This window comes from Prochlorococcus sp. MIT 1201 (assembly GCF_047303415.1).
Lineage (GTDB): Bacteria > Cyanobacteriota > Cyanobacteriia > PCC-6307 > Cyanobiaceae > Prochlorococcus > Prochlorococcus marinus_D.
Map to the genome: position 1 here is coordinate 2,078,899 of NZ_CP138947.1, position 23,247 is coordinate 2,102,145.

Genomic DNA, 23,247 nt, shown 5'->3' on the forward strand with positions numbered 1-23,247 from the left:
CAAAGAGTGCTTTCGTTTGAAGCCGCAAAGTTAGAGGGAGTCTTTGCCAGCCAACTCAACCATCCGCCGCATGGGCCCTGCCCAAGCCAGACCAACAACGAAAAGACTGGCAGCCGCTGCAATTGGAATCAGCTCTCTACTCAAGCTGAACGCCTTCGCGTTAGCGCTGCAATCGTTGGCGCAGCAACCATCCAGCAGAGCATCACCAGCAGCCATCGGATCGCGGAGTTGCATCTGATCACCGCGAAGATGGCATGCAGAAACAACGACCCCCGTACATTCACAACATTGGCGATCAGACAATGCCCCGAGGTGGCTGGCAAGAATTCACAGGCCCAGGTGGTTTTTCAGGGCAATCCAGAGCGATGGCGCGCCCCGATGTCAGCCAAGCCAATCCCAAGGAGCAACAAGCTGTGCGGGTGCAACGCACACGCGGAGGCAAGCGTGGCAAAACAGTTACCCAGATCACTGGGCTGGCACTCACCGCTACAGAAACCAAGGCTTTGCTCAAGCGCCTTAAGGCCCGTGCTGGCACAGGCGGAACAGTCAAAGACGATCTACTCGAGCTACAGGGCGACCAGGTGACCCTGGTGATGGACTTCCTGCAAAGCGAGGGCTTCCGTCCCAAACAAGCTGGTGGCTGAAAGGAGCTGACAGATCAGCTAGGCGGAATGGAGAATGGCAGCCCAATCAACATCAAGACCATGAGCTCTGCCCCGCAAGGAGAGACAAACCCCAAGGGCACCAACATTGTCTGGCATGAAGCCTCCGTAGACCGTCAATCGCGAGCACAACAACGCGGCCACCGCAGTGCAATCCTCTGGTTCACTGGCCTATCCGGTTCTGGCAAGAGCACCCTTGCTAACGCAGTGAATGCGGCACTGTTTGAGCAAGGTCTTGCCACCTATGTCTTAGATGGCGACAACATTCGCCATAGCCTCTGCAAAGACCTCGGATTCTCCGACTCAGATCGAGAGGAGAACATTCGCCGCATCGGCGAAGTCGCCAAGCTCTTCCTCGATGCCGGTGTCATCGTGCTCACCGCTTTCGTCTCCCCCTTTCGAGCTGACCGTGACAAAGCACGCAAGCTTGTAGATGTTGATGATTTCATCGAAATCCACTGTGCAGCGGACCTAAGCATTTGCGAAGAGCGAGACACCAAAGGGCTCTATGCCAAAGCCAGGGCAGGCGAAATCAAAGATTTCACTGGTATTTCAAGCCCCTATGAAGACCCTGCATCACCCGAACTAAAGATCAATACCGGTGAGCAAAGCCTGGACAGTTGCGTTGAGATCGTGCTCAAGACTCTGCTGGATCGAAAGGTAATTCCCGCCACGCATCAACCAGTGTCTTAATGCAACTCGCCACGGGAACGGCCAGCAATAACCCCAAGAGCTGCCCAAAACCAAATAATGCTCCTGTTCTGGCACCAATCGGCAGAGCAATCAGCAACCAAGCAGGCTGCAAGCCAACGATGCTTCCCATCAGGCGCGGTTGGATCACTTGATCCACAATCTGACCAACAGCGATCGCAGCGGCCAAAATCTCTAGACCCATGCGGGGGTCCTGTAATGCGAGCAGTGCACTCACACCAACAATTGTGAGCGCACTGGCGTAGGGGATCAAAGTCGTAAAACCAATTAAGACCGCAAATAACACTCCAAAAGGAATATCTAGCAGCGTAAAAACAGCAATTTGGCCGCCGCTGAGAATCAGTGCAAGCAAGACTTGCCCGGCAAAATAACCACGGAATGTGCCCGTGATCGTATCGACCACAAGCTTCCTCCATTGATCTGGCAGCCAACGAGCCAGCCCAGCAGTAATTGGATCGCCCCCCAGCAAAAGAAACACTGCCAAGACAAGCACCAACAACGTGTTGATGGTGATGCCAAGAGTGGCTCCAAGAATGCCGAGTAATTGCTGACTCAACTGAGTCGCTACGCCGCTCAATCGGGTCAGTAGATCACTGCTGAAGTCTCCGAATTCACTGGGCAATCCCCGACCCGAAGCCCATCCCTGCAGCCGTGTAACCCAACCTTCTGCAGCCACAAGCCAGCCGGGTAATTCATTGATCAACTGGCCAAGCTGATCAATCAGACGGGGCACCAAAGCAACGCCCGCCAACACCAACAAACCCACCGTCAAAACTGCCACCACACCGATAGCCAGCCAACGGGGCAACCCCAGACGCTGATTAATCCAGCGACTGGGAATATCTAGCAAAAATGCAATCAGCGCTGCCGTGACAAACAGCCCTGGGAACGGAGCTAAAGGCAGTAGTAACTGACGCAGCACCCAAAGATTGAGGGCGAACAGAGGCAAAACCAGACTGAGCCGCAACCAGATAGGGAATACCAATGGCCCAAGCATCAGAGAACTCTCATTGAGATCCTCAGCAGATCAGTCATAGGCTGAAGCTTGGCTCCTCGCAAAGAAGCCTGCCACCAAAAGGCAAGCCAGCAGGCAATCCCAACAAACTTAAAGCCCTCTTCAAACAACTGCACTGTGGCGTAGCCAATGGGTAAAGACTCCTGGAAGCGATCACTCAACACCGAGAGGCCCAACAGCAAGGGCGCCGCCAGGAATGCCACACCATCAGCCTGGATGACTCATTTGCAAAAGCGTCCGCAGAAAGAAAGCTGTAATGATGCAGTAACAGCCAGCTTGAGCTAATTGCGCAAGGCTCATGCCGTAAGGAAAGATCATCAAGACAAAGCAATCTGGAGAGCATGGCCACCCTTAGGCATTAGGGCAGAATTGTCTCTAGAGGCGTTTGGCTCAGCGGTAGAAAGCCTGCCTTATAAACACGATCTCGCTGGTTCTATCCCGGCATCGCTAATCACCTAAAAGGTCTAGTCAATGAATTTGGCTCTTTCCCCAACGCTGGCTGCATGTCGGCCCCGGCAATGGCCAAAGAATCTGTTGGTTTTCGCTGCTCCACTTTTTGCCTTCCGCTTCGAGATTGAGATTTGGCAGCGAGCACTTGCTGCACTTGTGGCTTTCTGCTTGATCTCTAGCGCAATCTATCTACTGAATGACTGTCTTGATGTCGAGGTCGATCGAGTTCACCCCAGCAAAAGATATAGATCCATCGCCTCTGGGCTGGTCACGGTGCCTGCAGCCCTAGCAACAGCCTTGATGCTCACAGTAGTCAGCCTCAGTTTCGCAGCCGTAATTACTCCAAAGTTGGCAGGCGTGGTGCTGCTATACGGCCTCATTCAGGTCGGCTACTGCTTAAAGCTGAAGCACCAGCCGTTACTTGATCTTTTCGCTATCGCATCGGGATTCTTATTGCGGGCCATCGCAGGTGCTGTTGCTGCTGGCCTACCCCTTTCCCCCTGGTTCCTTCTCACTGTGGGACTGCTAGCGCTTTTTCTAGCTATTGAAAAGCGCAAGGCCGAACTTCGCGTAACGAAGAACGCTGGGGTAACGACCCGCACAGTATTGAAGCGCTACTCATTACCTCTGCTGCTGCGGCTTGAAAGCTTGGTGGCAACCAGTTCCTTTATGTCTTATTCACTCTGGGCCGCCGGTCCAGCTCTGAAAGGAGCGTCAACCAGTTGGATGCTACTCACCGTACCCTTCGTACTAGTAGGGATTTTCCGCTATCAGTTGCTCAGTGATCCTGAAGAGGTCGAACGCCGTGGCACATTGAGACCAGATCTCAATGGCGAAAAGCCTGAGGAGATTCTGTTGAATGATCGCGGCATTCAGTTCACCTTGATCGGCTGGGTCTTGACTACTTTGCTGATCGGGTTAGTCAACCACGCAGCTGCATAATCATGGCGATTGCAGTTTTTGATGTGGACGGCACTCTTTTGCAGGGTGATTGTCTACTGATGGCATGCCGACGATCGCGTGGCGCCTTGGGCACAGTCTTGGCAGTCCTGATCTGTATGCCTTGGCTGATTGCATGGCAACTACGGCTCATCAAAACTGGACGTTGCAAAGAGAAGGTAATTGCAGCCTTTCGTATCTGTGAGGCCGTTAATCAGGCCGCATTGAACGATCGCCAGGATTGGTTACTGCCAATGCTGCAGCGTCAACTACGTGATGAAGCTGTTCAGAGATTGCAATGGCATCAGAAGCGTGGTGATCGAGTATTGCTCTGCTCTGCTTCACCGCGCCTACTCTTACAACCACTAGCCGATGTTTTGGGCGTAGAACTGCTCTGCACTGAATTAGCAAAAGTAGACGGTTTATGGCAACCGCAATTGGTGAGTGCTAATTGCAAGGGCTCCGAGAAGGTGCGATGCCTGGAAGCCCATTTAGGGCCACTAAAACATTTCACAATTGAAGCCTATGGCGATAGTCGGGGCGATCGGGAACTACTACAAGCTGCCGCGATCCCCCACTACCGCAGCTTTTGTACTGAACCAAGGCCCTACCCTGCTTTCTCGCTGGGCGCTTTGTTGCCATTGATAGCTCTGACCCTGCTGAGCTATGGGCTGTTGGGGAGTTGGAGCCAGGGCGACAAGTTACTTCCGCTATTTCTGCGCCTTTTGCCACAGATATCAGTGGGGCTGCTGCTTGTACTGGTTAGCTATACGGTTCGCTACGGCAGGTGGAGGCTGTTACTGGCGGCTCTCTCTTTGCAACCACCCGTAGCAGATGATGCCAGGATCTGGATGGGTTCCTATGCTTTTACCGCTACGCCAGGTAAAAGCGGAGAAGCTGTTCGTTCTTGGCTACTCAAGCAGAACTGCAATATCCCGGCACCCCCGACTCTGATGGCGTTGGCGGTAGAGCGCCTCACTGACGGTACTTCTGTACTGCTTATTTTGTTGTTCAATCTGCCCTTGCTGCTGTATTGGAAACTGCCTTTGGTCTTGCTATGCACCTTGGGGCTAATTGCTGTGATCGGGTTCTGGCTGTTGGGCTGGGGACGCGGGTTGAGATCGTTGTTTTGCTCGACTGCTAACAAGTTGCTGCCTGAGAAGTTTGTCAGCGCAAGCGGAGATGGTCTGATTGCATTACGGCAATTGTTGCGAGCGCAACTCTTGCTAACGGCAACCATGATTGGGGTAGTGGCATGGTCATTAGAAGGCCTCAGCCTATGGATATTGATTAAAGGCATCGGCGCAGGCGGCATCAACTGGAATGAAGCAACAATTGCTCACACGGCCGCTGGCCTCCTCGGAGCTCTTTCCCTATTGCCAGGTGGACTTGGCAGCACCGAGGCAGGCACCATTGGTCTGTTGAATCTCCAAGGTGTACCTCTTGCCGTCGCCACTCCGGCCACTCTGCTAATCCGCTTGATGACTATCTGGTTCGCTACGGGTCTAGGAGTGTTGTGCTTGCTATGGCAAGAGCGTAGAAGCTGATGTCAGCTGCTGACTCTGAACCCAGTCAAGGCTGGAAACCAGCATGGAGCAGTTTCATTGCCCTGACACTCATAGCTGTGGCTTTAACGGCGATGCTGCAGAGGCCAGCTTCTGAGCGCCAAGTACTTGTAGCGTCGACCCACAAGCTGCTGCTGTGGCTTCCAGTGCTCTACGGCATCGTGGCAGTCAGCTATGCAGGCCGTTATTGGCGCTGGAGGCTATTACTGGGCCGAATTGGAATCGGTCGACTGAGTTGGGCCGATCTGATCGGCTGGTTTCGTGGCTTTGCCCTCACGGCAACCCCCGCCAAGTTGGGCGAACTCAATCGGATTCGGCAGCTCCATAGGCAGCTGAACTACCCCCGCAGCCCCCTGGTGCACGTCTTTGTAGTTGAACGCATCGCTGATGCATCTGCCGTGGCTTTTCTGCTGATGCTATTGACGCCGAATCAATTGCTGGTGCATCTTTCAGGCCTGAATTGGATCGTTGAACTACTGCTAGCTGTGGGGGTGTTGGCTGTTGTTTTCTTTTCCGCCTTACGCCCCCTGCGCTGCTTCTTATCCAATCGCCTAAAAAGCTGGCATCATCATCTACCCAGCGGCGCTCTGGGGCGCGCCATCTGGCCCGCCATATTGATTTCAATGGCGCTGTGGGCCAATGAGTCCTTAGTGCTTTGGTTACTGGTGCACTTGCTGAGCCCTACACCTATCAGCATCCCAACAGCCATCAGCATTTATTTGCTGTCTGGTGTCATCGGCATAGCTTCATCATTACCTGGCGGGGTTGGAGTGAATGAGACCGTCACAGTCTTGCTTTTAAGCAGACTGGACATTGGCCCTGCAGTGGCCCTGCCGGTTGCGGTGCTTAGGCGGATTATAAGCCTTTGGTCAATCGTGGCTCTCGCTGCTGCGATTAGGATTTTCTGGCCTTATCCAGCCTTCTCATCTAGCAAGTTTGCGAAAGGATGAACACTATGGGCCAAGCAGCGAGAACTCCGATTCGCAGCTCCTTTGTGCTTGGAAGTACCAGTGAAATAGCCAAGGCAATTTGCCATGAGTTGGCTCGATGTGGCTGTCGTCAGTTCCATTTGATTGCCCGCAACCAGGCTGGGAACGAACAACTGGCCGAACAACTGAGAAATCACTATGGCGCAGTCGTCACCCAGGAGCAGACCGATCTTTTGACTGATGTAGCCCTTGATGGTCCTGGCAAGCCGCAGGTGGGCAACTATGACTTGTATTTGATCACTGCGGGTTCTCTTGGTGATCTCGAACTAGCGCGCAACGATGCCACTGAGGCCTTGCGAATCACAGCTGCAAACTACAGCGGTCTGCTGCCATGGTTAACCGCGATTGCTACTCCTGAGCGGCTGTCTGGCCCGGGGCGGTTGTGGGTGTTCAGTTCAGTTGCAGCTGATCTTGGCAGACCCTCCAACTATCACTACGGAGCAGCCAAAGCTGCTCTTACTGCGTTCTGCGAGGGTCTACAACTGCGCTGCCAAAGGAAGCCTTTTGCAGTGCGCACCATCAAGGCTGGCTTTATGGCCACATCGATGACGATTGGCAAGGCACCAAAAGTTCTGTGCGTCAGTCCACAATCGGTGGCGCGTGATCTACTGAGACGCCCCAACCGTAGAGGTATCGAATACCTCCCCTGGTGGTGGGCACAGATCATGTGGTTCATTCGCTTGTTGCCTGCGCCCTTTGCTTCAAGGCTGTGACCTTGCCCCTCTCTTCGCAAACACAAATCCTCAGCGGTTGGGGCCGCACAATGCCAGTGCAGGCAAAGGTTGTGCAGCCAGCCAGCGTCCAACAAGTCCAGGAGCTAGTGCGTCAGGCCAGCCCGGCCTCACTGATCGCGAGAGGGCTAGGCCGCTCATACGGTGATGCGGCCCAACTGGATGGTGCCTCTGCGGTTGAGATGGGAGCCTTTGATCAAATCAACCTTGATCTTGTCAAAGGCTCTGTGACAGCCGGCGCAGGGGTAAGTCTGAATCAGTTGCTGCGGGTAATCGTGCCGGCAGGCTTTTTTTTGCCCGTCACCCCTGGCACTCGTAACGTCACCATTGGCGGTGCCATTGCAGCAGATGTGCACGGCAAAAACCATCACGTTGATGGCAGCTTTGGCAATCATCTCCAACGGCTGTTGCTTATTGATGGCAGAGGCGAGCTGCGTGAGCTCACCCCCAGCGGGAAAAGCAGCGTGGATGAAATCGAACAGTTCTGGGCAACGGTGGGTGGGATGGGTCTCACCGGCATCATCGTGGAAGCCACCTTTTCACTCATCCCAATCAGCAGCTCTTTGATCAGCGTCAATACCGCTCGATATCACAATCTCGATGAGCTGATGGCTGCGATGGTGGCGTCTGATAGCAATTACCGTTACAGCGTCGCCTGGATCGACAGCCTCGATGCAAAGGGCCGCGGAGTTCTCAGCTGCGGTGACCATGCCATGGCCGAACAACTACCCACCAGCCAACAGGCGGATCCACTGGTTTACGACCCCAAGCCCTTGGCCTCAGCACCGACTTTTCTCCCTGGAGGGCTACTCAACAAGCTCACCGTACGAGCCTTTAACGAAGCCTGGTTTCGCAAGGCACCCAAGCAGCGGCTAGGTGAATTGCAGACAATCGGAGCCTATTTCCACCCTCTTGATGGTGTGCAGGACTGGAATCGTATCTATGGCCCGGCCGGTTTTTTGCAGTATCAATTCGTTGTGCCAGACAACGCCTCACACTTAGTGCTCTACACGCTAGAAGCCTTGCGAAAAATTGGCACTTCGAGCTTTTTGACTGTGCTCAAGCGTTTTGGTCCTAGCAACCCAGGCCACTTGTCGTTTCCAATGCAGGGATGGACACTTGCAGTGGATCTTCCTGCAGCGGTACCGGGATTATTTGAGGTACTTGACCATCTAGATGAACACATAGCTGCTGAGAATGGCAGACTTTACCTAGCGAAAGATTCGCGCCAATCAGCCACAATCCTTCGCCGAACTTATCCACGACTGGAGGAGTGGCAGCAAGCAAGAGAAAAGCTTGACCCCAGCAAAGTCTTCTCTTCAGACATGGCTATTAGGACTGGACTTTAGACCAATCATTCTCATCAATCTAGAGAACACTCCCTGACACTATCTGCATTTATATGACGCAATCATTCTGCGCCAACAAGTCAATGCTTCTCTAGCTAACATGATCGTTGTCAACAAGTAGTGTCATCGGCTGGAGATAGCGAAGAAGATACAGTCTAAAACTATTCATCTTGAAGCAAATCAGCTAAGCCAAGCATTGGCTTGCAAAGAATACTTAGAAATTTTGCTTAAGCCAAATACTGCCGGTTGAATCATCCCCAATCGGCTAAGGATTGGATTCAAAAGCAATATCGTAAATCACAAGCATACTTGCCAGAACATACATTCAGCCAAAAGAGTGGTTGCCAAGCCCACATTACAAGAGCTTGCAAAGCCCATCAACCAAACAGTCTACACATTAACAAAATAGAATGGCAGTATTTAGCGATCTCAAGAAGAGATATTCCAATGGAAGTAGCGTCAACAAATCAACCTTTGCAGAAATTTTATGCCAGCTATGTTGCATTTATTATGCCCAATAAGTAGGCCTTGCAATGTGATTTAAAGCTGGCTTGATCCTACCGGTCAGCGCCAAGGCTAAAATCAAGAAATTAATAGAGGCTTCTATTGATTTGAAAAAACATGGATGGCTACAGCTTTTTATGAGTCACTTCTGGGGGGTCTCATTATCTTCAGCAGACAGCATTGTGATGCTGATGCTTTCCGCTACATTCCTCCGAGGCATACTGCGCAATATTAGTGAAAACAATAGCTACAACGATTCTTGGACTGTTGGGGAATGGCTTATAAACTACTCAGGAGGCTTTGTACGCCGAGGGCTGCCTGGCTCCGGCATTTATCATCTAACAATTCTCACAGGAGTTAATCCTGAAAATCTTATTTTAGCTATATCTCTTTTATTCTTCGCAATTTTAGCGGTCTTTCTCTGCTGGCGTAGAGAGCTGTTGTTGCATCCACTGGTCATTCTTTCATCAGTAGGGCTTCTAGGGCCATTGACAACTGGCAATTTGATCCGAAAGGATTTTACTGTACTAATTCTTTTGCTTGCTTGTCTATTAATTCTTAGGGCCTGGTGGTCTCGTCGATGGTCGACAATTCCAGCTCTAATCATGATCAATACAATCTCAATTATGGGCATCCTTAGCCAGGAAATATATGGTTTTGTTGCACTACCAATATTAATTCTAATAGCAAGTTATTTGATCGCGCAAGATAGAAATTGCCATGTATTTATTTTTTGGAAAGGTTTAATAAGGGCCTTTCTATTCTTGCTCCCTACTTTGGCAATATTTTCCTTAGTTCTGCACGCACGTGGCAATAGTGAGATTGCCCATGCCATCCATAGTTCGTGGGTAGCACTTGCCGATCTAATGGGGCCGTCAGACAAGCTAATCAGTGGATCACCCGATGGAGCAATTAAGGCCCTAGCCAGGGTCCCTGGCACTCAATTTGCCAAAACCTATACAATCTTCAAAAGCTTTGCGGGTCCGATTTGGGTGCCCCTGGCTTGGCTGATAACGGCCATGGCTGGATTACGTCTACTCTTGGCAGGGTTTGGCCATAGTGCCATGGCCAATATTAATTTTGATCGCTTTCAATTACGCCGCTTTGCTCTAATGGTGGCCTCGATCCAAATTATCGCCATTGCACCACTATTTATCCTCGGAACCGACTATGGTCGCTGGCTATCATTCTGGTATCTAAGCACTTTACTAATCGTATTGGTTTGGGCCCAAACGGATCTGATTAATGTTAATCAATATTCCTCCATTCATTTACTTATGCCAACATCTATCGATTCGTACTTCATCAAAATGCAGAATTGGCTTTGTTCTGATATGCATCCGAACACCCTTCGTTGGCTTGTAATCCTTCTAGGAATACCAGAACATGCTTCCTGGAGCCTAATGGATTGGCTTACCGCCACTCCATTAGGCTATCTAATTTACCTCTAATAATTAATGATTCAATATTATCAACGCCTTGCGAATTCCTGGTGATCAGCAATCAAAACACTTCTATGCAATTAAGAACAATGTGATTATTTCTTTAATATTTATTACGCCAAATGCGGCCTCCGAATGATCAAACCCTAAAGCAATTACTACTATCCAAGTATTACCATGAAGTTGATTCTAACAACCAGGAGATGGTGAAAGAATGCAATGCCCCCGCTGATTAAATTTAGCCTTCTCTTCAAGCGATATTGTTCCGTGAGGGCTAATCCAAAGCGCTCGTTGAGATCCTCAGCAGGTCAGTCGCTAGCCTGAAGCGTGGCGCCTCGCAAAGAAGCCTGCCACCAAAATGCAAGCCAGCAAGCAATCCCAACAAACTTAAAGCCCTCTTCAAACAACTGCACCGTGGCGTAGCCAATGGGCAATAGATCCTGAACCTTATCGCTGACTATCGAGAGACCCAGAAGCATGGCCGCCGCCAGGAATGCCACACCATCAGCCTGGATGACTAATTTGCGAAAGCCTAACAAGATGAATAGGGCCAAAATGGCATAGGAGGTATATAGAAAATCAGGGCCTATATGACGATCATGCAGTAAAAATAAATCATCGAGACAAAGAATAGTGGAAAAAATTCCACCCACTAGCAACAGCTGACACCAATCACGCTTTATTGCTAGCCCAGAGAGGGAAACAAAAAGGCTTATGGCTGCCGCTGCAGCCCAAAGCAAAAATCCAATATTAGAAAGCATGCCAACAGCAACTGGGAAGTCGCATGTCTGCATTAGATCCGTTAAAACTTTTCCAGGTTGAATACCCGCAGCTGCCGAGAGAGACAGCACAACAATGTAGACGATTAATGCCGGGAAAATAGCAACAACCAAGAGGCGGGTGAAAGGATTACGCAGCATCAAAACTCATAGACAAGCATCAAGCCGGGACATTACCTGTGGCTTGAGTGGAGTTGCGAGGTTCCAACAAGACCTTCACATCTGCCCCAAATAAGCCTCGCTGCCAAGCTCCAACAAGCGAGCATCCTTGGCTACCACAGCATCATGAAGATCCTGGCGGTAGGCCCTCAACCGCTCTGCAAGCTTTGGATCGCAGATCGCCAGGATCTGAGCCGCCAGCAAGCCAGCATTAAGCCCTCCGCCAATCGCCACTGTTGCCACAGGGATTCCCCCAGGCATCTGCACAATCGAATGCAAGGAATCCACCCCGGAAAGAGCCCTGCTCTGCACAGGTACTCCAATCACTGGCAGCGTGGTGAGTGACGCCACCATGCCCGGCAAATGAGCAGCACCGCCGGCACCTGCCACGATCACCTTCAAACCTCTCTGATGAGCTTCCTTTGCAAAGGCCACCATCTCAAGGGGCGTACGGTGCGCAGAAAGCACACGCACCTCCACCTTCACACCGAACTCATCTAAGACGGTGACGGCCGGTTGCAGGGTTGGCAAATCAGAATCACTACCCATCACCACAGCCACCTGCGGCGGCGATTCAGCAGCTGCCAAAGGCACAGGCAGAGAAGCAGAGGTCACGATGAATAATGACGACAATGCCATGGTCCCGCACTAGCACCGCCTGGCCACCTCCCATGCATCGGATCACCCACATCCGCCTGCCCCAACCTCTCAACAAAGCCGTGGACACCAAGCTGTGGTGGATGGCCTTAGATGAACACGAGCGGGTGCTCAGTGTTCAACCCATGGCAGATGGCTCTGCCATGGACGGGGAGAGCTGGCAGGGCGACTGGCTCAGCCCCATGGGCATCGATCTACAAATCAATGGAGGGCTGGGATTGGCCTTCCCCGAGCTCACCGCCAAAGACATTCCCCAGCTCCTGAAGCTGCTCGACAGACTCTGGCAAGACGGTGTACAGGCAATCTGCCCCACGATTGTGAGCTGCGGGGTAGCAGCCCTGCGTCAATCTTTAACGGTGCTGCATGCAGCCCGAGCACAACACTGCCCGCAACGCTGTGAACTGCTGGGGGCCCACCTTGAAGGCCCTTTTCTGGCAACAGCACGCCACGGCGCCCATCCCCTGGAGCATCTCTGTGCTCCGAGCCTAAGGGCACTGGATGAACGCATTCGCGGCTTTGAGCAAGACATCAGTTTGATGACCCTGGCACCAGAACTGCCCGGATCATCTGAAGTGATTGAACGACTCAGGACCCTAGGCATCGTGATATGCCTAGGGCACTCGAACGCAGATGGGGAAGCATCTGCCGATGCCTTCTCCCAGGGAGTGGGAATGCTGACCCACTCCTTCAATGCCATGCCCGGTCTTCACCATCGTGCAGCTGGCCCGGTGGGGGAAGCCTGCATACATGGAGAGATTGCTCTGGGACTAATCGCCGATGGAGTTCATGTTGACCCCACCATGGCGGTGCTATTGCAAAGACTGGCACCACAACAGCTGGTACTTGTGAGCGATAGTCTCGCTCCCTACGGCCTCAAAGATGGCAAGTATCGCTGGGATGAAAGAGTTCTGCTGGTCGAAAAAGGAACCTGTCGTTTAGAAGATGGCACTCTCGCAGGAGTCACATTGCCGCTCCTGGAAGGGAGTCGACGTTTAGCTACTTGGAGTGGTGAACCTGCCGCGGCCATCTGGGCTGCCACCATGGCCCCTCGTCAGGTAATAGGCAATGGCCGCCCACTGCATGAGCGACTTGTGAATCAGCCCTTAACAGACTTACTCCGCTGGCAGTGGAAACCGGATACTGAAGAGCTGATCTGGAAGCATGCTGCTTAAGATCCCGATCGTCTGAACCCAACTCAATGGCCATGGAACAGCGCCAAGAGCTCAAACAGGCCGAAAAAACTGAAGTAGCCAACTACTTCAACGGAACAGGGTTTGATCGCTGGAATCGCATCTACAGCGAGAGTGATGACGTCAATAAAGTGCAGCGCAACATCCGCATCGGCCATCAGAAAACGGTGGATGATGTGCTCGCCTGGCTTCAGGAACGCGGTGATCTGAGTGCCATGAGTTTCTGCGACGCCGGCTGCGGGGTAGGAAGCCTCAGCCTTCCTCTGGCCGCAATGGGGGCTGGATCAATTGCCGCAAGTGACATTTCCGCCGCCATGGTGGCCGAAACCAAACGCCGCGCTGCAGATGCAAAGTTGGATCTAAGCCGACTAACCTTCACCACCTCCGACCTCGAAAGCCTGCAGGGTTGCTTTCACACCGTGATCTGCCTGGATGTCTTCATCCACTACCCCCAACAAGCAGCGGAAGAGATGGTCCGTCACCTATGCGGACTCACACAAGAAAGTTTGCTAGTGAGCTTTGCCCCTTACACCCCTCTACTAGCGCTACTCAAACGCATTGGCCAGCTGTTCCCAGGGCCTAGCAAAACAACTCGCGCGTATACCCTTCGCGAAGACGGCATCATCAAAGCCGCAATGGGCTGCGGATTCGAACCCATCCGCAGCAAACTCAATCAGGCTCCATTCTACTTTTCACGACTAATTGAGTTCAAAAAAAGCTAGAATCAAAGCCAAATCTTCTGGCAAAAACAATAGGGAAAGGCAATGTCTACTAAACTCAATCAAGCTTGAATTGACTAAACAAGTTAATATCAACTACCACTGCATCTCCAGGCTTAACAAATGCGGCACCCACCCGCCCAGTGTAAGAACCACCCTCGCCAATAACTGAAAGCCTATCGCTCTCAGGAAAGATGTTGGCAAGAACAAGATCAATAGAACCGGATTGATTAATAGCTTTCCACTTGCTAGCGCTTAAGCCAAGAGAACCCAGGCCTCGCAACTGTAGGTTCCCTTTCTTCAACCTAAAAGTTCCCTGAAAATGGGTCACAAAAGTCTGCTGCCGATCATGCCCCAAAGCCTGCCTCGCCACAATCTGCTCAACAGCATAAAAGGTTGATTGCGACTGAGCACAAGCAGCATCCTCAGAAACATTAAAAGCATACGTCACATGATCTCCAACTGAAATTTGTCCGTCCTGATTTACATCAGAGAAAAACGTAGACTTTATTTTGCAGACTAATAATTGCAGGTCCAATCTTTCAGGCTGCAACACTTGATGCTGGCGCACAGAATTCAAAGAGCAACCGGCAATTCCCATCAAAGAGCATGCAATCAGCAACCCACGCTTCAACATCAAAAGTCACGAGCTCTTGGGGATTCAACGATCACCCTAACTGGTGAAATAGGCACCGCTCATCTTTCCGTCTTCATCTGGAGGCGCCGCGGCGAGCAGGCTGTGAAGCCATGCAGACGGTTGCGGTAGGGCACATCCAGAAGCCTGTGAGCATGAAGACAATAACCACCATCACCTGGTGTTGCTGCTGATGAAATCTGCCCATCAAAGCCGTAGAGAGGGTCGCCAATCAAAGGCGAACCAATCGCTGCCAGATGGATTCGGATTTGATGCGGACGCCCAGTTTGAATTGCGACCTCAAGCAAATCTGCATCCTGACGTCGCTCCAGCAATCGCACAGTTGACAAGGCTGTAAGAACACGAGATTCAGACCGCTTTGAATCATGTTGCCGGGATGAATCAGCAGCAACCCAAACCTTGCCCACCATGGGGTGAGCCGTCTGCACAATCGGGACCCTGATCGTGGCAACCTCATCGCAATGGACATTCAGATTGCGGTGCGCCAAAGCGCGATAAATCTTCTTGCAACCTTGATCACCAGCAGTGGCACGACGAAACATCGCTGAGAGTTTCGCTCGAGTCTCCCTTTGCCTAGCGCAGATCAACAGTCCCGATGTGAACCTTCCCAGGCGATGCACCGGCCTTGGCAGCCGAGACTCCCCATCCAGCTGACAACGACGTTGCAACAGCCCCGTCAGCGTGTGATCAAGGAACCCCCCACCTGGGATCACCGGCAACCCTGAAGGCTTATTGACGACCAGCAGATCGCCATCATCAAAAATCACCTCCCAGCTCGCCGGAACCGCAGCTTCTAGCCATGGAGGGCGCTGCCAACACACCTGATCACCTGAGGCGAGCAGCTGATCCAATCGCACCAGCTCGCCATTCAGCCGAATCTGCCCCGCCTGCAAACGCTGTTGCCATACATCTTGACTCGAGTGGGTGTAATGCACCGCAAGCAGCTCCACCAAGCCTCGACCAGCATCAACAGCAGCAATGCGTTGGCTGTAGGTCCAGCCATGGTTGAAGCTGGCTGAGAGCCAATCCGCATCAGACACGCCATTGCAGCCTGCCAATGGTCATGTCACTAACTGGTTTTCCAAGGCATAACGAACCAACTCAGTGCGACTTGACGTGCCCGTTTTGATGAACAGACGACTCACGTACTTCTCAACATTGCGAATTGATGTCTCCAACTTCCGAGCGATCTCCTTATTCATCAACCCCTCAGCCACCAATTGCAGAACACTCGCCTCCCGCGGCGTGAAGTTGTGAAGCGCTACATCCTTGGATGAACGGCCATCACCATGGGCAAGCATGGTGCGAATCTCTGTGATCTGCCGGGCCATCTGACCCACATCAGTATCCGCGAAACGAGCTGCTTCCCGAAGAAGGCGATCTTGCCGACGAACCACGTTGCGGACACGAGCCACCAACTCCTCAGGGTCAAAGGGTTTAGGGATGTAGTCATCCACCCCAGCCAGATAACCCTCGGTGCGATCGGCCGTCATCCCCTTAGCAGTAAGAAAAATCACAGGAGTGCCACCCAAGCGCTCGTCCTCCCGCATCCGCTTAAGCAGTCCATAGCCATCACAACGCGGCATCATCACATCGCTGATGACCAAATCAGGCAGCATCTCTTGAGCCTTCTGCCAGCCATCGTCTCCATCGACAGCAGTGGTGACCTCAAATCCTTCATCCTCCAGATAAGCCTGCACCGCAGTGCGCAGTCCGGGTTCATCATCAACCAGTAGTAACCGCGGAGACGGGGCAGCCTCCACATTCTGGGGAAGGGTCTCACTCATGGGCCAACAAAATTGCAAGCTGCAAAAATCTAGAAGCGATCGCCCCAACAGTCCTGAAGCGATAGGGACCTCAACGGACTGGTCCGACCAAGACTTCTTGGGATTCAACTAACACGGTTGAATAACCGAGTGATAGAGCCTTATCTTTCAGATTGGTTGGATCTGTGCCGCCCAGCTCTGGGACACAAGCCGCCCACCACACAAGATGGTCCTCCCGATTCGCTGGGTTCACAATCCCCCCTGGATTAAGACGACGCACATACACCGCTCTGCTATCTCGGGTGATCCGAAGAGGTTCTTCGGTGCTGCAGCTCACTGACTCCGTGTGAACGTTGAGGTCATATGACCACTCCTGCCAAAGTTTGAAGCGGCGCAGATCCTGATCAAACTTGTCCGTCTTGAGCGCATACATCCCCAAGAGATAATCGCCACCAACATCAGGGCGCTTAATTAACACCACCAAATTGGCAGGCCGACTCTTCTTCATCTGCTCAATAACCTCCTGAGGCTCAATAGCCTCTGAAGGGCGGAGGCATAACAAAAACAAGGCCGTGAGGCTCAGACCAACGATCCTGAAAGAACGACGCATGCGCGACAGAGCAACGGAACTTTCCACCATGCTGCCAAGCCTTTCCAGTGGATCCCTAAAACAATCCCCCCTTTGCTTCGATTATCAGGCAACCACACCCTGTGCTGCCGAGGTTGTCAAGGCCATGGCCGCCTACTGGAGCGAGGACTGGGGAAATGCCTCAAGCCGCCAACATCGCTCTGGATTGAAGGCCGCAGCCGCAGTGAGCCTCGCTCGAGAGCAACTGGCCTGCCATCTGCGCGTCACACCGCAACGAGTGATCTTTACGAGCAGTGCCACAGAAGCGAATAACCTGGCGCTAGTGGGCCATGCCAGGGCAAGAGCAGAACAACGCGGAGCACCAGGCCACCTGATCACGCTGGTTACTGAACACCATGCCGTACTCGATCCGCTGCGCCAACTGCAAAAGGAAGGTTTCCGACTAACCGAACTACAACCACGGGCTGATGGTCTACTGCGACCGGAGCAACTGGCTGAGGCATTTGAAAACGACACGCTGCTCGTGAGCGTGATGGTCGCCAACAATGAAACGGGTGTCATCCAACCCCTTGCAGAGCTGTCAGAGCTTTGCCGTAAGCGTGATGTGGTTCTGCATAGCGATGCCGCACAAGCCTTTGGTCACGTCCATCTCGATGCAGATGCTCTCGGGCTCGATCTGGTCAGCATCAGCGGCCACAAGCTTTACGGCCCTAAAGGGATCGGCGCACTCGTCGTACGTCCTGAAGTGCCAATCAAACCCTTGCAGTGGGGTGGGGGCCAAGAGCAGGGCCTAAGGCCTGGGACACTACCCGTGCCATTAATTGTGGGCCTCGCTAAAGCCGTAGAACTAGCCATGGAGGACATCACGAGCCGCCAAGACAAGCTCTGCACGCTGCGTAATCAACTCTGGGATGGTTTACGTGAACGCCTCCCCGATCTCATCCTCAATGGATCGCTAGAGCACAGGCTGCCTCACAATCTCAACATCACAATTCCAGGCGTGCGCGGCAGCAACCTGCATCAACAATTGCGACCGCTCATTGCTTGCAGCAGCGGCTCTGCCTGCAGCCAAGGAGCCCCATCCCATGTGCTGATGGCCTTAGGACGCACATCAGCTGAGGCGGAAGCCTCGCTGCGACTGAGCTTGGGTCGCAACACCTCAAGCGAAGAGATCAGCCAGGCTGTGGAGTCGATTAGCAATGTCGTGACCGACCTGAGAGCTAGATAGCAACAACTACCTCAATCGATGTCGCAGTTTCAAAAAATCCTGAGCAAAACTGTTACTGCGGCTAGTTTTTAACAACATCTGTTTATTAGACGGTGGCAACTACTCCAACCGGCTCCAACCTTCAGGTGCTCAAAGCCGTCGAGGACGGCTGGAACGCCTTCTGTAAAGCTCCCTGGAGTTTTTTGCTTTTCCAAATCCTGGTGGGGGTGGTCACGCTCCCCTTCATCGGCATTGCTGCTCTTGGCGGTACTCGCATCGCCGCTGTCAAAGAAGTTGCATGGTTACATCCAGTCCTGGGTTATCTACTGCTGGTCGTTGGCCTGATCGGTTACATCATTGTGGTGCTATGGGGAATTGTGGGACTAATCCGAGGCGCTTGGACAGCACTCGATGGTCAAAAGCCTGACTTCGCCGTCTTTACACGTTGGGATCAAAGCTCCAGCTGGCGGCTACTGGGCTCATTGATTCTTTATATCGTCGTGATCGCTGTTGCCTCAGTGATTGCCTACCTGATAGGCCTGGGGCTAGGCCAGATCAATCAAGCCCTAATCGTGATTCCAAGCATTGCCCTAGCAATCTTTGCAATCTGGTTCCTGGTAACCCAACAGTTCCTCGTTCAAAACAGCCTGCTTGGCAGCAAGAACTCAGCCAATGCATTGCGTTCTGGTATCGATGTGATCAACCCTTCCTGGTGGATCGTGCTCTGGCTGCTGATTGTGGAAGCTGTGATCCATGCCACCGCCGCCACCTTCCACTATGGAGGTCTCTTCGTGATGGTTCCTGCCATGGTTTGCATCTCAACTGCGGCCTACCGTCAGTTGTTCGGCAGCACAGACAACACTGGCCTGCTTAAGCCCAACTGAGCAGCAAAAAGCCAGCGATGCCGAGTAGCGCCAAAACGAATTGGGCTACTCGGCTCACCAATAAGCCAGCGACCACTGCAAGCCCGACCAGCGCACCACGGCGAGCAGCAAGCAACCATCCAAGTGCTAAAGGAGGTTGATTAGCCGTCAACGTTTCCACCAAAGCAGCGCCCAGCCAAGGTCCAAAGAGAGCCCCTAGCAATGGGCCTCCAAAAGGCAAAGCCGGCAATAGACCCACCAAGCCAAGCAGCAGCCCCAATCCAGCACCCAAAACTGCCCAGCGGCTTGCTCGTAAACGAGCAGAAGCAAGAGCTACCGCTAACAGATCAGCAATAAGGCCAAGTAAAAAAACAATGCAGGCCAAACCAAGGCTGAGCCAACCTGCACTCCAGCCCACATTCCAAACCCATAAACCAGCACCGAGTGGCAACCACAACAAACTCGGTAACACCGGCAACAATGCTCCAGGGAGAGCTAGCAGTTGCACTCCAAAAGCCCACCACCAGATTGGATCAGCGGGCATCGGCAGTGGTCGCTTGAGGCAAGCGGCGAGCGAATCGAAACTTTGCACTACGGCTGCGTGGATTGGCAGCGATCTCCATCTCGCTGGCCACCAAAGGCTTACGGGTTAGCCGCTCCAGGCGCTGATCACGCAAGAAAGCAGTCTTGACGCGACGGTCTTCAAGAGAATGAAAGCTGATCACTGCGAGCAAACCTCCTGGGACTAACCAGTCAGGGGCCTTTTGCAAGAAGCGATCTAAGGCATCCAATTCATTATTCACAGCAATGCGCAGGGCCTGAAAAGTACGGGTGGCTGGATGGATACGACCATGACGGGCCTTCGGCGGATAGCAACCAGCCACCGCATAAGCCAAAGCGGCGGTGCCGGCATAGGGTCCTTGCTCTGCCAGATCGTGCTTAATGCGCCGGGCGATGCGTCGGGACAAGCGCTCCTCGCCATAGGCATAGATGAGATCTGCCAGCTCTGTTTCTTCGAGACGCCCAATCAGCTCAGCCGCCGTTTCGCCCACCTGGGGGTTCATGCGCATGTCGAGCGGACCATCGAGGCGAAAGCTAAAACCTCTTTGCGCCACATCCAGTTGGGGACTGCTCACTCCCAAGTCAGCCATCACTACCACTGCCGGCTCGGCAGGGCTGAAATCGACAAAATTAGTCGCCACGATCGTGACGCGATCTCCAAATAGCGCCAGTCGCTCAGCCGCCGCCGCACGAGCCGTGGGGTCTTGGTCCAAACCGATCAGGCGGAGATCTGGATGACGTTCCAGCAACAGAGCACTATGGCCGCCGCCGCCCAGGGTGGCATCAATGATCAACCCGCCAACGAGCAGCTCTGCAGGCAAAGCAGCGACAGGCTGCGACACGGCATCTTCCATTACGGACAGATGCTTGAAACCTGAATCCGAGTTAATGGACGAATCGGGCATGGGTTCCTTCCTAAGATCCCGCTAACGCTCTGCAACTCAAGGCCCCATGTCGCAGCTGGAAACGCGTACGGAGCCAATGGTCGTCAACTTCGGCCCCCATCATCCCTCGATGCATGGAGTGCTGAGGCTGGTGGTCACCCTCGACGGTGAAGACGTCGTGGACTGCGAACCGGTGATCGGTTATCTCCATCGGGGCATGGAAAAAATTGCCGAAAACCGCACGAGTGTGATGTTCGTGCCCTACGTGAGCCGCATGGACTATGCAGCCGGAATGTTCTACGAGGCAATCGTCGTGAACGCTCCGGAGCGCTTGGCCAACATCTCTGTGCCGAAGCGAGCCAGCTACATCCGCGTGCTGATGCTCGAGCTCAATCGCATTGCCAACCACCTGCTCTGGCTTGGCCCCTTCCTGGCTGATGTGGGTGCCCAAACACCCTTTTTCTATATCTTCCGAGAAAGAGAAATGATCTACGACCTGTGGGAAGCAGCCACAGGGCAACGATTGATCAACAACAACTATTTCCGCATCGGTGGCGTCGCCTGTGATTTGCCCTGGGGCTGGCTAGAGAAATGCCAAGACTTCTGCGACTGGTTTGGTCCCAAAATCGATGAGTACGAAAAACTAATCACCAACAACCCAATCTTCCGTCGCCGCATCGAAGGTTTGGGCGCCATTAGGCGAGATGAGGCGATCAACTGGAGCCTTTCGGGGCCAATGCTGCGGGCATCAGGAGTGCCATGGGATCTACGCAAAGTGGATCACTACGAGTGCTATGACGACTTCGATTGGGATGTCGCCTGGGAGAAAGAAGGCGATTGCTATGCGCGCTATCGCGTTCGGATCGAAGAAATGCGCCAATCACTGAAGATCCTGCGCCAGGCCTGCGAGATGATCCCAGGCGGACCAACAGAAAACCTCGAAGCTCAGCGGATGGCGGAGGGTAAGACAAGCCCCTTTGTGGGATTTGACTATCAATACGTTGCCAAGAAGGTTGCACCCACCTTCAAGATCCCTAATGGTGAGCTTTACACCAGGCTTGAGTCAGGCAAGGGAGAAATAGGCGTTTTCCTACAGGGCAACAATGACGTCACACCATGGCGTTTCAAAATCCGCGCTGCTGACCTCAATAACCTGCAAATCCTTCCCCATATCCTCAAGGGAGCAAAAGTCGCAGACATCATGGCGATCCTTGGCTCCATCGACGTGATCATGGGTTCTGTGGATCGCTAAGGCACAAGGCACTGAACCGTTTTCTGCGACGGATCCAACGGGCTGGTTATCTACTGCCGGCAACACTCACTGGCTCCCTGTGGATCAAGGGTCTGCATCCATCGCTGCCAGGCTGGCCCTGCCCACTCAGAGCTCTCACCGGCATTCCCTGCCCAACCTGCTTCCTTACTAGGGCCACGACTGAAGCACTGCAGGGCAATCTCAGCAGCTCAATGCAATGGCATGCTTTTGGGCCAGTGGTGGCAGCAATGTTGATCATCTGGTCGGTGCTGGCCATCCAGCAGCACCGATTGAGGCCCTTTGCTATCCACGCTTGGCATTTGATCGTGGCAGCCGTTGCGTTGATCAGCTACTGGCTGGTGAGACTTGGCTTGAACTTTGGCCTAGGAATGCAAGCATTCCCTGTGTACTGAGGAATCCACAAAGAGAAAAAGGCAAGAAAAGTTTTGAGCTGATGCGGAGCCTTTTACTGAGATCGAAATAGATACTGACTAGTTTAATCTTGTCCAAATTAGCCAAGCTGCTATCACCAATCCATTAAGCCCTAATGCCAAGCCAATCGTGATATACGCGAAGACATTACCAACTGCATTCTTCTCCCCGTTGAGATTGACTCTCATGACTAGCCATTAGGGTTCAAAGTAAGTATATGATTTCAAGAGCCTGACAGTATTAACACTCCTTCATTGTCAGCCTTAATTCTGAAAATGATACAAGGGCCACTTACCCAATCCATTAAAGATGTTCTTCTTTGGCTTAGATGGCTTGTCTGCCTTTACTCAGTAAATCTGTTACATCATCAGCTCGGCGGAGGAAATAGTGGTCTTGTATGTATTTCATCCTGGTGCCAGTATCCTCTAGAGGAACAGGAAGAGGAGCACTGACTTTAAGCCACATGTTTGATTCAACCAATAACATCGCCAGCCAGGGATTGTCCCGCAGATCAATCGCTAGCGCATCCGCGAAAGTATCTACAACACTCAACCGATCACAGCAGCTACCAAAAAAATCTGCCGCCAACACCCCATCACAATGATGATGGTGATCTTCGGCTTCGATCAGAATCCCAAACATGAATCCAGAAAACTGGTTATTGCTGCGCCGCGTGGTGCGCTTTGGCGATACTGATGCCGCCGGCGTGATGCATTTCCATCAGCTATTTCGCTGGTGTCATGAAGCATGGGAAGAGAGTCTTGAGCACTACGGCCTAACCCCCGCAGACATCTTTCCTGGCAGCCGCAAGTCTGAAGTCACACCGGAAGTGGCCTTGCCGATCATCCATTGTCAAGCAGATTTCCGCAGGCCGATCCACACCGGAGACGCATTGGCTATGGAGCTACGCCCAGAGCGACTCAATCCAAACAGCTTCCAAGTTCACTTCGAATTCCGCTGCGAAGAGCAAATCGCTGCCCACGCTCTCATCCGCCATCTAGCGATCAACGCCCAGACACGTCATCGCTGTGCACTACCAGAAGGCATTGATCGCTGGCTGGAGGCTTCCGGTGTGGGGAAGATTGGCTCAATCTGACCCACGCCAACGCCCCCAACTGCAGCGGCAAAAAACTTGCCATCAATGCAAAAGGATGAAAGGCATCCTGTGGCATAGACG

Annotated in this window: 28 protein-coding genes and 1 pseudogene; 17 read left to right on the top strand and 12 right to left on the bottom strand. The window is 52.8% G+C overall.

All coding sequences use genetic code 11. From position 1 onward, the window contains the following. Positions 1–30: 30 nt before the first annotated feature. Positions 31–234, bottom strand: a complete 204-nt coding sequence (locus SIB41_RS10060) for a hypothetical protein (protein ID WP_413358598.1) — start codon at positions 232–234, stop codon at positions 31–33. Positions 235–302: 68 nt separating this feature from the next. On the opposite strand from SIB41_RS10060, the gene SIB41_RS10065 reads away from it, so the two are divergent. Together SIB41_RS10065 and cysC are read left to right on the top strand one after the other, a co-directional pair. Then, entirely contained in the window at positions 303–644 is a 342-nt protein-coding gene (locus SIB41_RS10065) for a translation initiation factor (protein ID WP_413361511.1), read from the top strand. 27 nt (positions 645–671) lie between these two features. Then, the gene (cysC, locus tag SIB41_RS10070) at positions 672–1,355 is read left to right on the top strand and encodes an adenylyl-sulfate kinase (RefSeq protein ID WP_413358600.1); all 684 of its coding nucleotides are present in this window, start codon (positions 672–674) and stop codon (positions 1,353–1,355) included. Here the strand turns inward: cysC and SIB41_RS10075 are convergent. Together SIB41_RS10075 and SIB41_RS10080 are read right to left on the bottom strand one after the other, a co-directional pair. Beyond that, entirely contained in the window at positions 1,300–2,370 is a 1,071-nt protein-coding gene (locus SIB41_RS10075; protein ID WP_413358603.1) for an AI-2E family transporter, read from the bottom strand. The genes cysC and SIB41_RS10075 overlap by 56 nt on opposite strands. After that, the gene (locus SIB41_RS10080; protein ID WP_413358605.1) at positions 2,370–2,591 is read right to left on the bottom strand and encodes a hypothetical protein; all 222 of its coding nucleotides are present in this window, start codon (positions 2,589–2,591) and stop codon (positions 2,370–2,372) included. Before SIB41_RS10080 ends, SIB41_RS10075 begins: the two co-directional genes overlap by 1 nt. Before the next feature lie 268 nt (positions 2,592–2,859). Between SIB41_RS10080 and SIB41_RS10085 the strand changes: the two genes are divergently transcribed. The 7 genes from SIB41_RS10085 to SIB41_RS10115 all read left to right on the top strand — a co-directional run bounded on the left by SIB41_RS10085 (position 2,860) and on the right by SIB41_RS10115 (position 10,366). Beyond that, positions 2,860–3,780, top strand: a complete 921-nt coding sequence (locus tag SIB41_RS10085) for a decaprenyl-phosphate phosphoribosyltransferase (RefSeq protein ID WP_011131396.1) — start codon at positions 2,860–2,862, stop codon at positions 3,778–3,780. Between the two features lie 2 nt (positions 3,781–3,782). Then, positions 3,783–5,324, top strand: a complete 1,542-nt coding sequence (locus SIB41_RS10090) for a flippase-like domain-containing protein (RefSeq protein WP_413358608.1) — start codon at positions 3,783–3,785, stop codon at positions 5,322–5,324. After that, a complete protein-coding gene (locus SIB41_RS10095; protein WP_413358611.1) occupies positions 5,324–6,292 on the top strand; it encodes a lysylphosphatidylglycerol synthase transmembrane domain-containing protein in 969 nt (322 codons plus the stop codon). Before SIB41_RS10090 ends, SIB41_RS10095 begins: the two co-directional genes overlap by 1 nt. A gap of 5 nt (positions 6,293–6,297) precedes the next feature. After that, on the top strand, positions 6,298–7,044 hold the full coding sequence (locus SIB41_RS10100) for an SDR family NAD(P)-dependent oxidoreductase (RefSeq protein WP_011131399.1): 747 nt from the start codon (positions 6,298–6,300) through the stop codon (positions 7,042–7,044). Then, entirely contained in the window at positions 7,041–8,411 is a 1,371-nt protein-coding gene (locus tag SIB41_RS10105; RefSeq protein ID WP_413361513.1) for an FAD-binding protein, read from the top strand. The genes SIB41_RS10100 and SIB41_RS10105 overlap by 4 nt, the downstream gene beginning before the upstream one ends. Before the next feature lie 246 nt (positions 8,412–8,657). Then, a complete protein-coding gene (locus SIB41_RS10110) occupies positions 8,658–8,936 on the top strand; it encodes a hypothetical protein (protein WP_413358614.1) in 279 nt (92 codons plus the stop codon). 26 nt (positions 8,937–8,962) lie between these two features. Beyond that, entirely contained in the window at positions 8,963–10,366 is a 1,404-nt protein-coding gene (locus tag SIB41_RS10115; RefSeq protein ID WP_413358616.1) for a hypothetical protein, read from the top strand. Positions 10,367–10,665: 299 nt separating this feature from the next. Here SIB41_RS10115 and SIB41_RS10120 read toward each other — a convergent pair whose 3' ends face one another. Both SIB41_RS10120 and purE read right to left on the bottom strand, forming a co-directional pair. Continuing rightward, the gene (locus SIB41_RS10120) at positions 10,666–11,277 is read right to left on the bottom strand and encodes an oxidoreductase (RefSeq protein ID WP_413358618.1); all 612 of its coding nucleotides are present in this window, start codon (positions 11,275–11,277) and stop codon (positions 10,666–10,668) included. A 75-nt stretch (positions 11,278–11,352) separates the two neighbouring features. After that, positions 11,353–11,934, bottom strand: a complete 582-nt coding sequence (gene purE, locus SIB41_RS10125) for a 5-(carboxyamino)imidazole ribonucleotide mutase (RefSeq protein ID WP_413358621.1) — start codon at positions 11,932–11,934, stop codon at positions 11,353–11,355. Between purE and SIB41_RS10130 the strand changes: the two genes are divergently transcribed. Beyond that, positions 11,919–13,124, top strand: coding sequence for an N-acetylglucosamine-6-phosphate deacetylase (locus SIB41_RS10130; RefSeq protein ID WP_413358623.1), 1,206 nt, complete (start codon positions 11,919–11,921; stop codon positions 13,122–13,124). The genes purE and SIB41_RS10130 overlap by 16 nt on opposite strands. Positions 13,125–13,150: 26 nt before the next feature. After that, complete coding sequence (gene bchM, locus SIB41_RS10135; RefSeq protein ID WP_063420584.1) at positions 13,151–13,864, top strand: magnesium protoporphyrin IX methyltransferase; 714 nt, start codon at positions 13,151–13,153, stop codon at positions 13,862–13,864. A 55-nt stretch (positions 13,865–13,919) separates the two neighbouring features. Here the strand turns inward: bchM and SIB41_RS10140 are convergent, their stop codons facing one another. From SIB41_RS10140 to SIB41_RS10155, 4 genes are all read right to left on the bottom strand, one after another. After that, the gene (locus SIB41_RS10140) at positions 13,920–14,498 is read right to left on the bottom strand and encodes a dockerin (protein WP_413358625.1); all 579 of its coding nucleotides are present in this window, start codon (positions 14,496–14,498) and stop codon (positions 13,920–13,922) included. A gap of 59 nt (positions 14,499–14,557) precedes the next feature. Continuing rightward, positions 14,558–15,556, bottom strand: a complete 999-nt coding sequence (locus SIB41_RS10145; RefSeq protein WP_413358627.1) for a pseudouridine synthase — start codon at positions 15,554–15,556, stop codon at positions 14,558–14,560. 21 nt (positions 15,557–15,577) lie between these two features. Further along, on the bottom strand, positions 15,578–16,303 hold the full coding sequence (locus tag SIB41_RS10150; RefSeq protein WP_413358629.1) for a response regulator transcription factor: 726 nt from the start codon (positions 16,301–16,303) through the stop codon (positions 15,578–15,580). A gap of 70 nt (positions 16,304–16,373) precedes the next feature. Beyond that, on the bottom strand, positions 16,374–16,922 hold the full coding sequence (locus SIB41_RS10155; protein ID WP_063420587.1) for a hypothetical protein: 549 nt from the start codon (positions 16,920–16,922) through the stop codon (positions 16,374–16,376). On the opposite strand from SIB41_RS10155, the gene SIB41_RS10160 reads away from it, so the two are divergent. Together SIB41_RS10160 and SIB41_RS10165 are read left to right on the top strand one after the other, a co-directional pair. After that, the gene (locus tag SIB41_RS10160) at positions 16,891–18,099 is read left to right on the top strand and encodes a cysteine desulfurase family protein (RefSeq protein WP_413358632.1); all 1,209 of its coding nucleotides are present in this window, start codon (positions 16,891–16,893) and stop codon (positions 18,097–18,099) included. The two genes, SIB41_RS10155 and SIB41_RS10160, sit on opposite strands and share 32 nt — an antisense overlap. A 92-nt stretch (positions 18,100–18,191) precedes the next feature. Further along, complete coding sequence (locus SIB41_RS10165) at positions 18,192–18,962, top strand: hypothetical protein (RefSeq protein WP_413358635.1); 771 nt, start codon at positions 18,192–18,194, stop codon at positions 18,960–18,962. On the opposite strand, the gene SIB41_RS10170 is transcribed toward SIB41_RS10165, so the two are convergent. Next, positions 18,949–19,485: a DUF456 domain-containing protein gene (locus SIB41_RS10170; RefSeq protein WP_413358638.1), complete on the bottom strand. Its 537-nt coding sequence runs from the start codon at positions 19,483–19,485 to the stop codon at positions 18,949–18,951. The genes SIB41_RS10165 and SIB41_RS10170 overlap by 14 nt on opposite strands. Continuing rightward, the gene (rsmH, locus tag SIB41_RS10175) at positions 19,475–20,407 is read right to left on the bottom strand and encodes a 16S rRNA (cytosine(1402)-N(4))-methyltransferase RsmH (protein WP_063420590.1); all 933 of its coding nucleotides are present in this window, start codon (positions 20,405–20,407) and stop codon (positions 19,475–19,477) included. The genes SIB41_RS10170 and rsmH overlap by 11 nt, the downstream gene beginning before the upstream one ends. 46 nt (positions 20,408–20,453) lie before the next feature. Between rsmH and SIB41_RS10180 the strand changes: the two genes are divergently transcribed. From SIB41_RS10180 to SIB41_RS10190, 3 genes and pseudogenes are all read left to right on the top strand, one after another. Further along, positions 20,454–21,638, top strand: coding sequence for an NAD(P)H-quinone oxidoreductase subunit H (locus SIB41_RS10180; protein WP_413358641.1), 1,185 nt, complete (start codon positions 20,454–20,456; stop codon positions 21,636–21,638). Between the two features lie 143 nt (positions 21,639–21,781). Next, positions 21,782–21,841 (top strand): annotated as a pseudogene (locus SIB41_RS10185) (DUF2752 domain-containing protein); the annotation flags it as partial. 14 nt (positions 21,842–21,855) lie between these two features. Beyond that, positions 21,856–22,122, top strand: a complete 267-nt coding sequence (locus tag SIB41_RS10190; RefSeq protein ID WP_413358643.1) for a hypothetical protein — start codon at positions 21,856–21,858, stop codon at positions 22,120–22,122. Between the two features lie 272 nt (positions 22,123–22,394). On the opposite strand, the gene SIB41_RS10195 is transcribed toward SIB41_RS10190, so the two are convergent. Next, positions 22,395–22,712 carry a hypothetical protein gene (locus SIB41_RS10195; RefSeq protein ID WP_413358645.1) on the bottom strand — a complete coding sequence of 106 codons (318 nt, stop codon included), beginning with the start codon at positions 22,710–22,712 and terminating at the stop codon, positions 22,395–22,397. On the opposite strand from SIB41_RS10195, the gene SIB41_RS10200 reads away from it, so the two are divergent. Next, complete coding sequence (locus SIB41_RS10200) at positions 22,711–23,166, top strand: acyl-CoA thioesterase (RefSeq protein ID WP_413358647.1); 456 nt, start codon at positions 22,711–22,713, stop codon at positions 23,164–23,166. The two genes, SIB41_RS10195 and SIB41_RS10200, sit on opposite strands and share 2 nt — an antisense overlap. Positions 23,167–23,247: the final 81 nt, after the last annotated feature.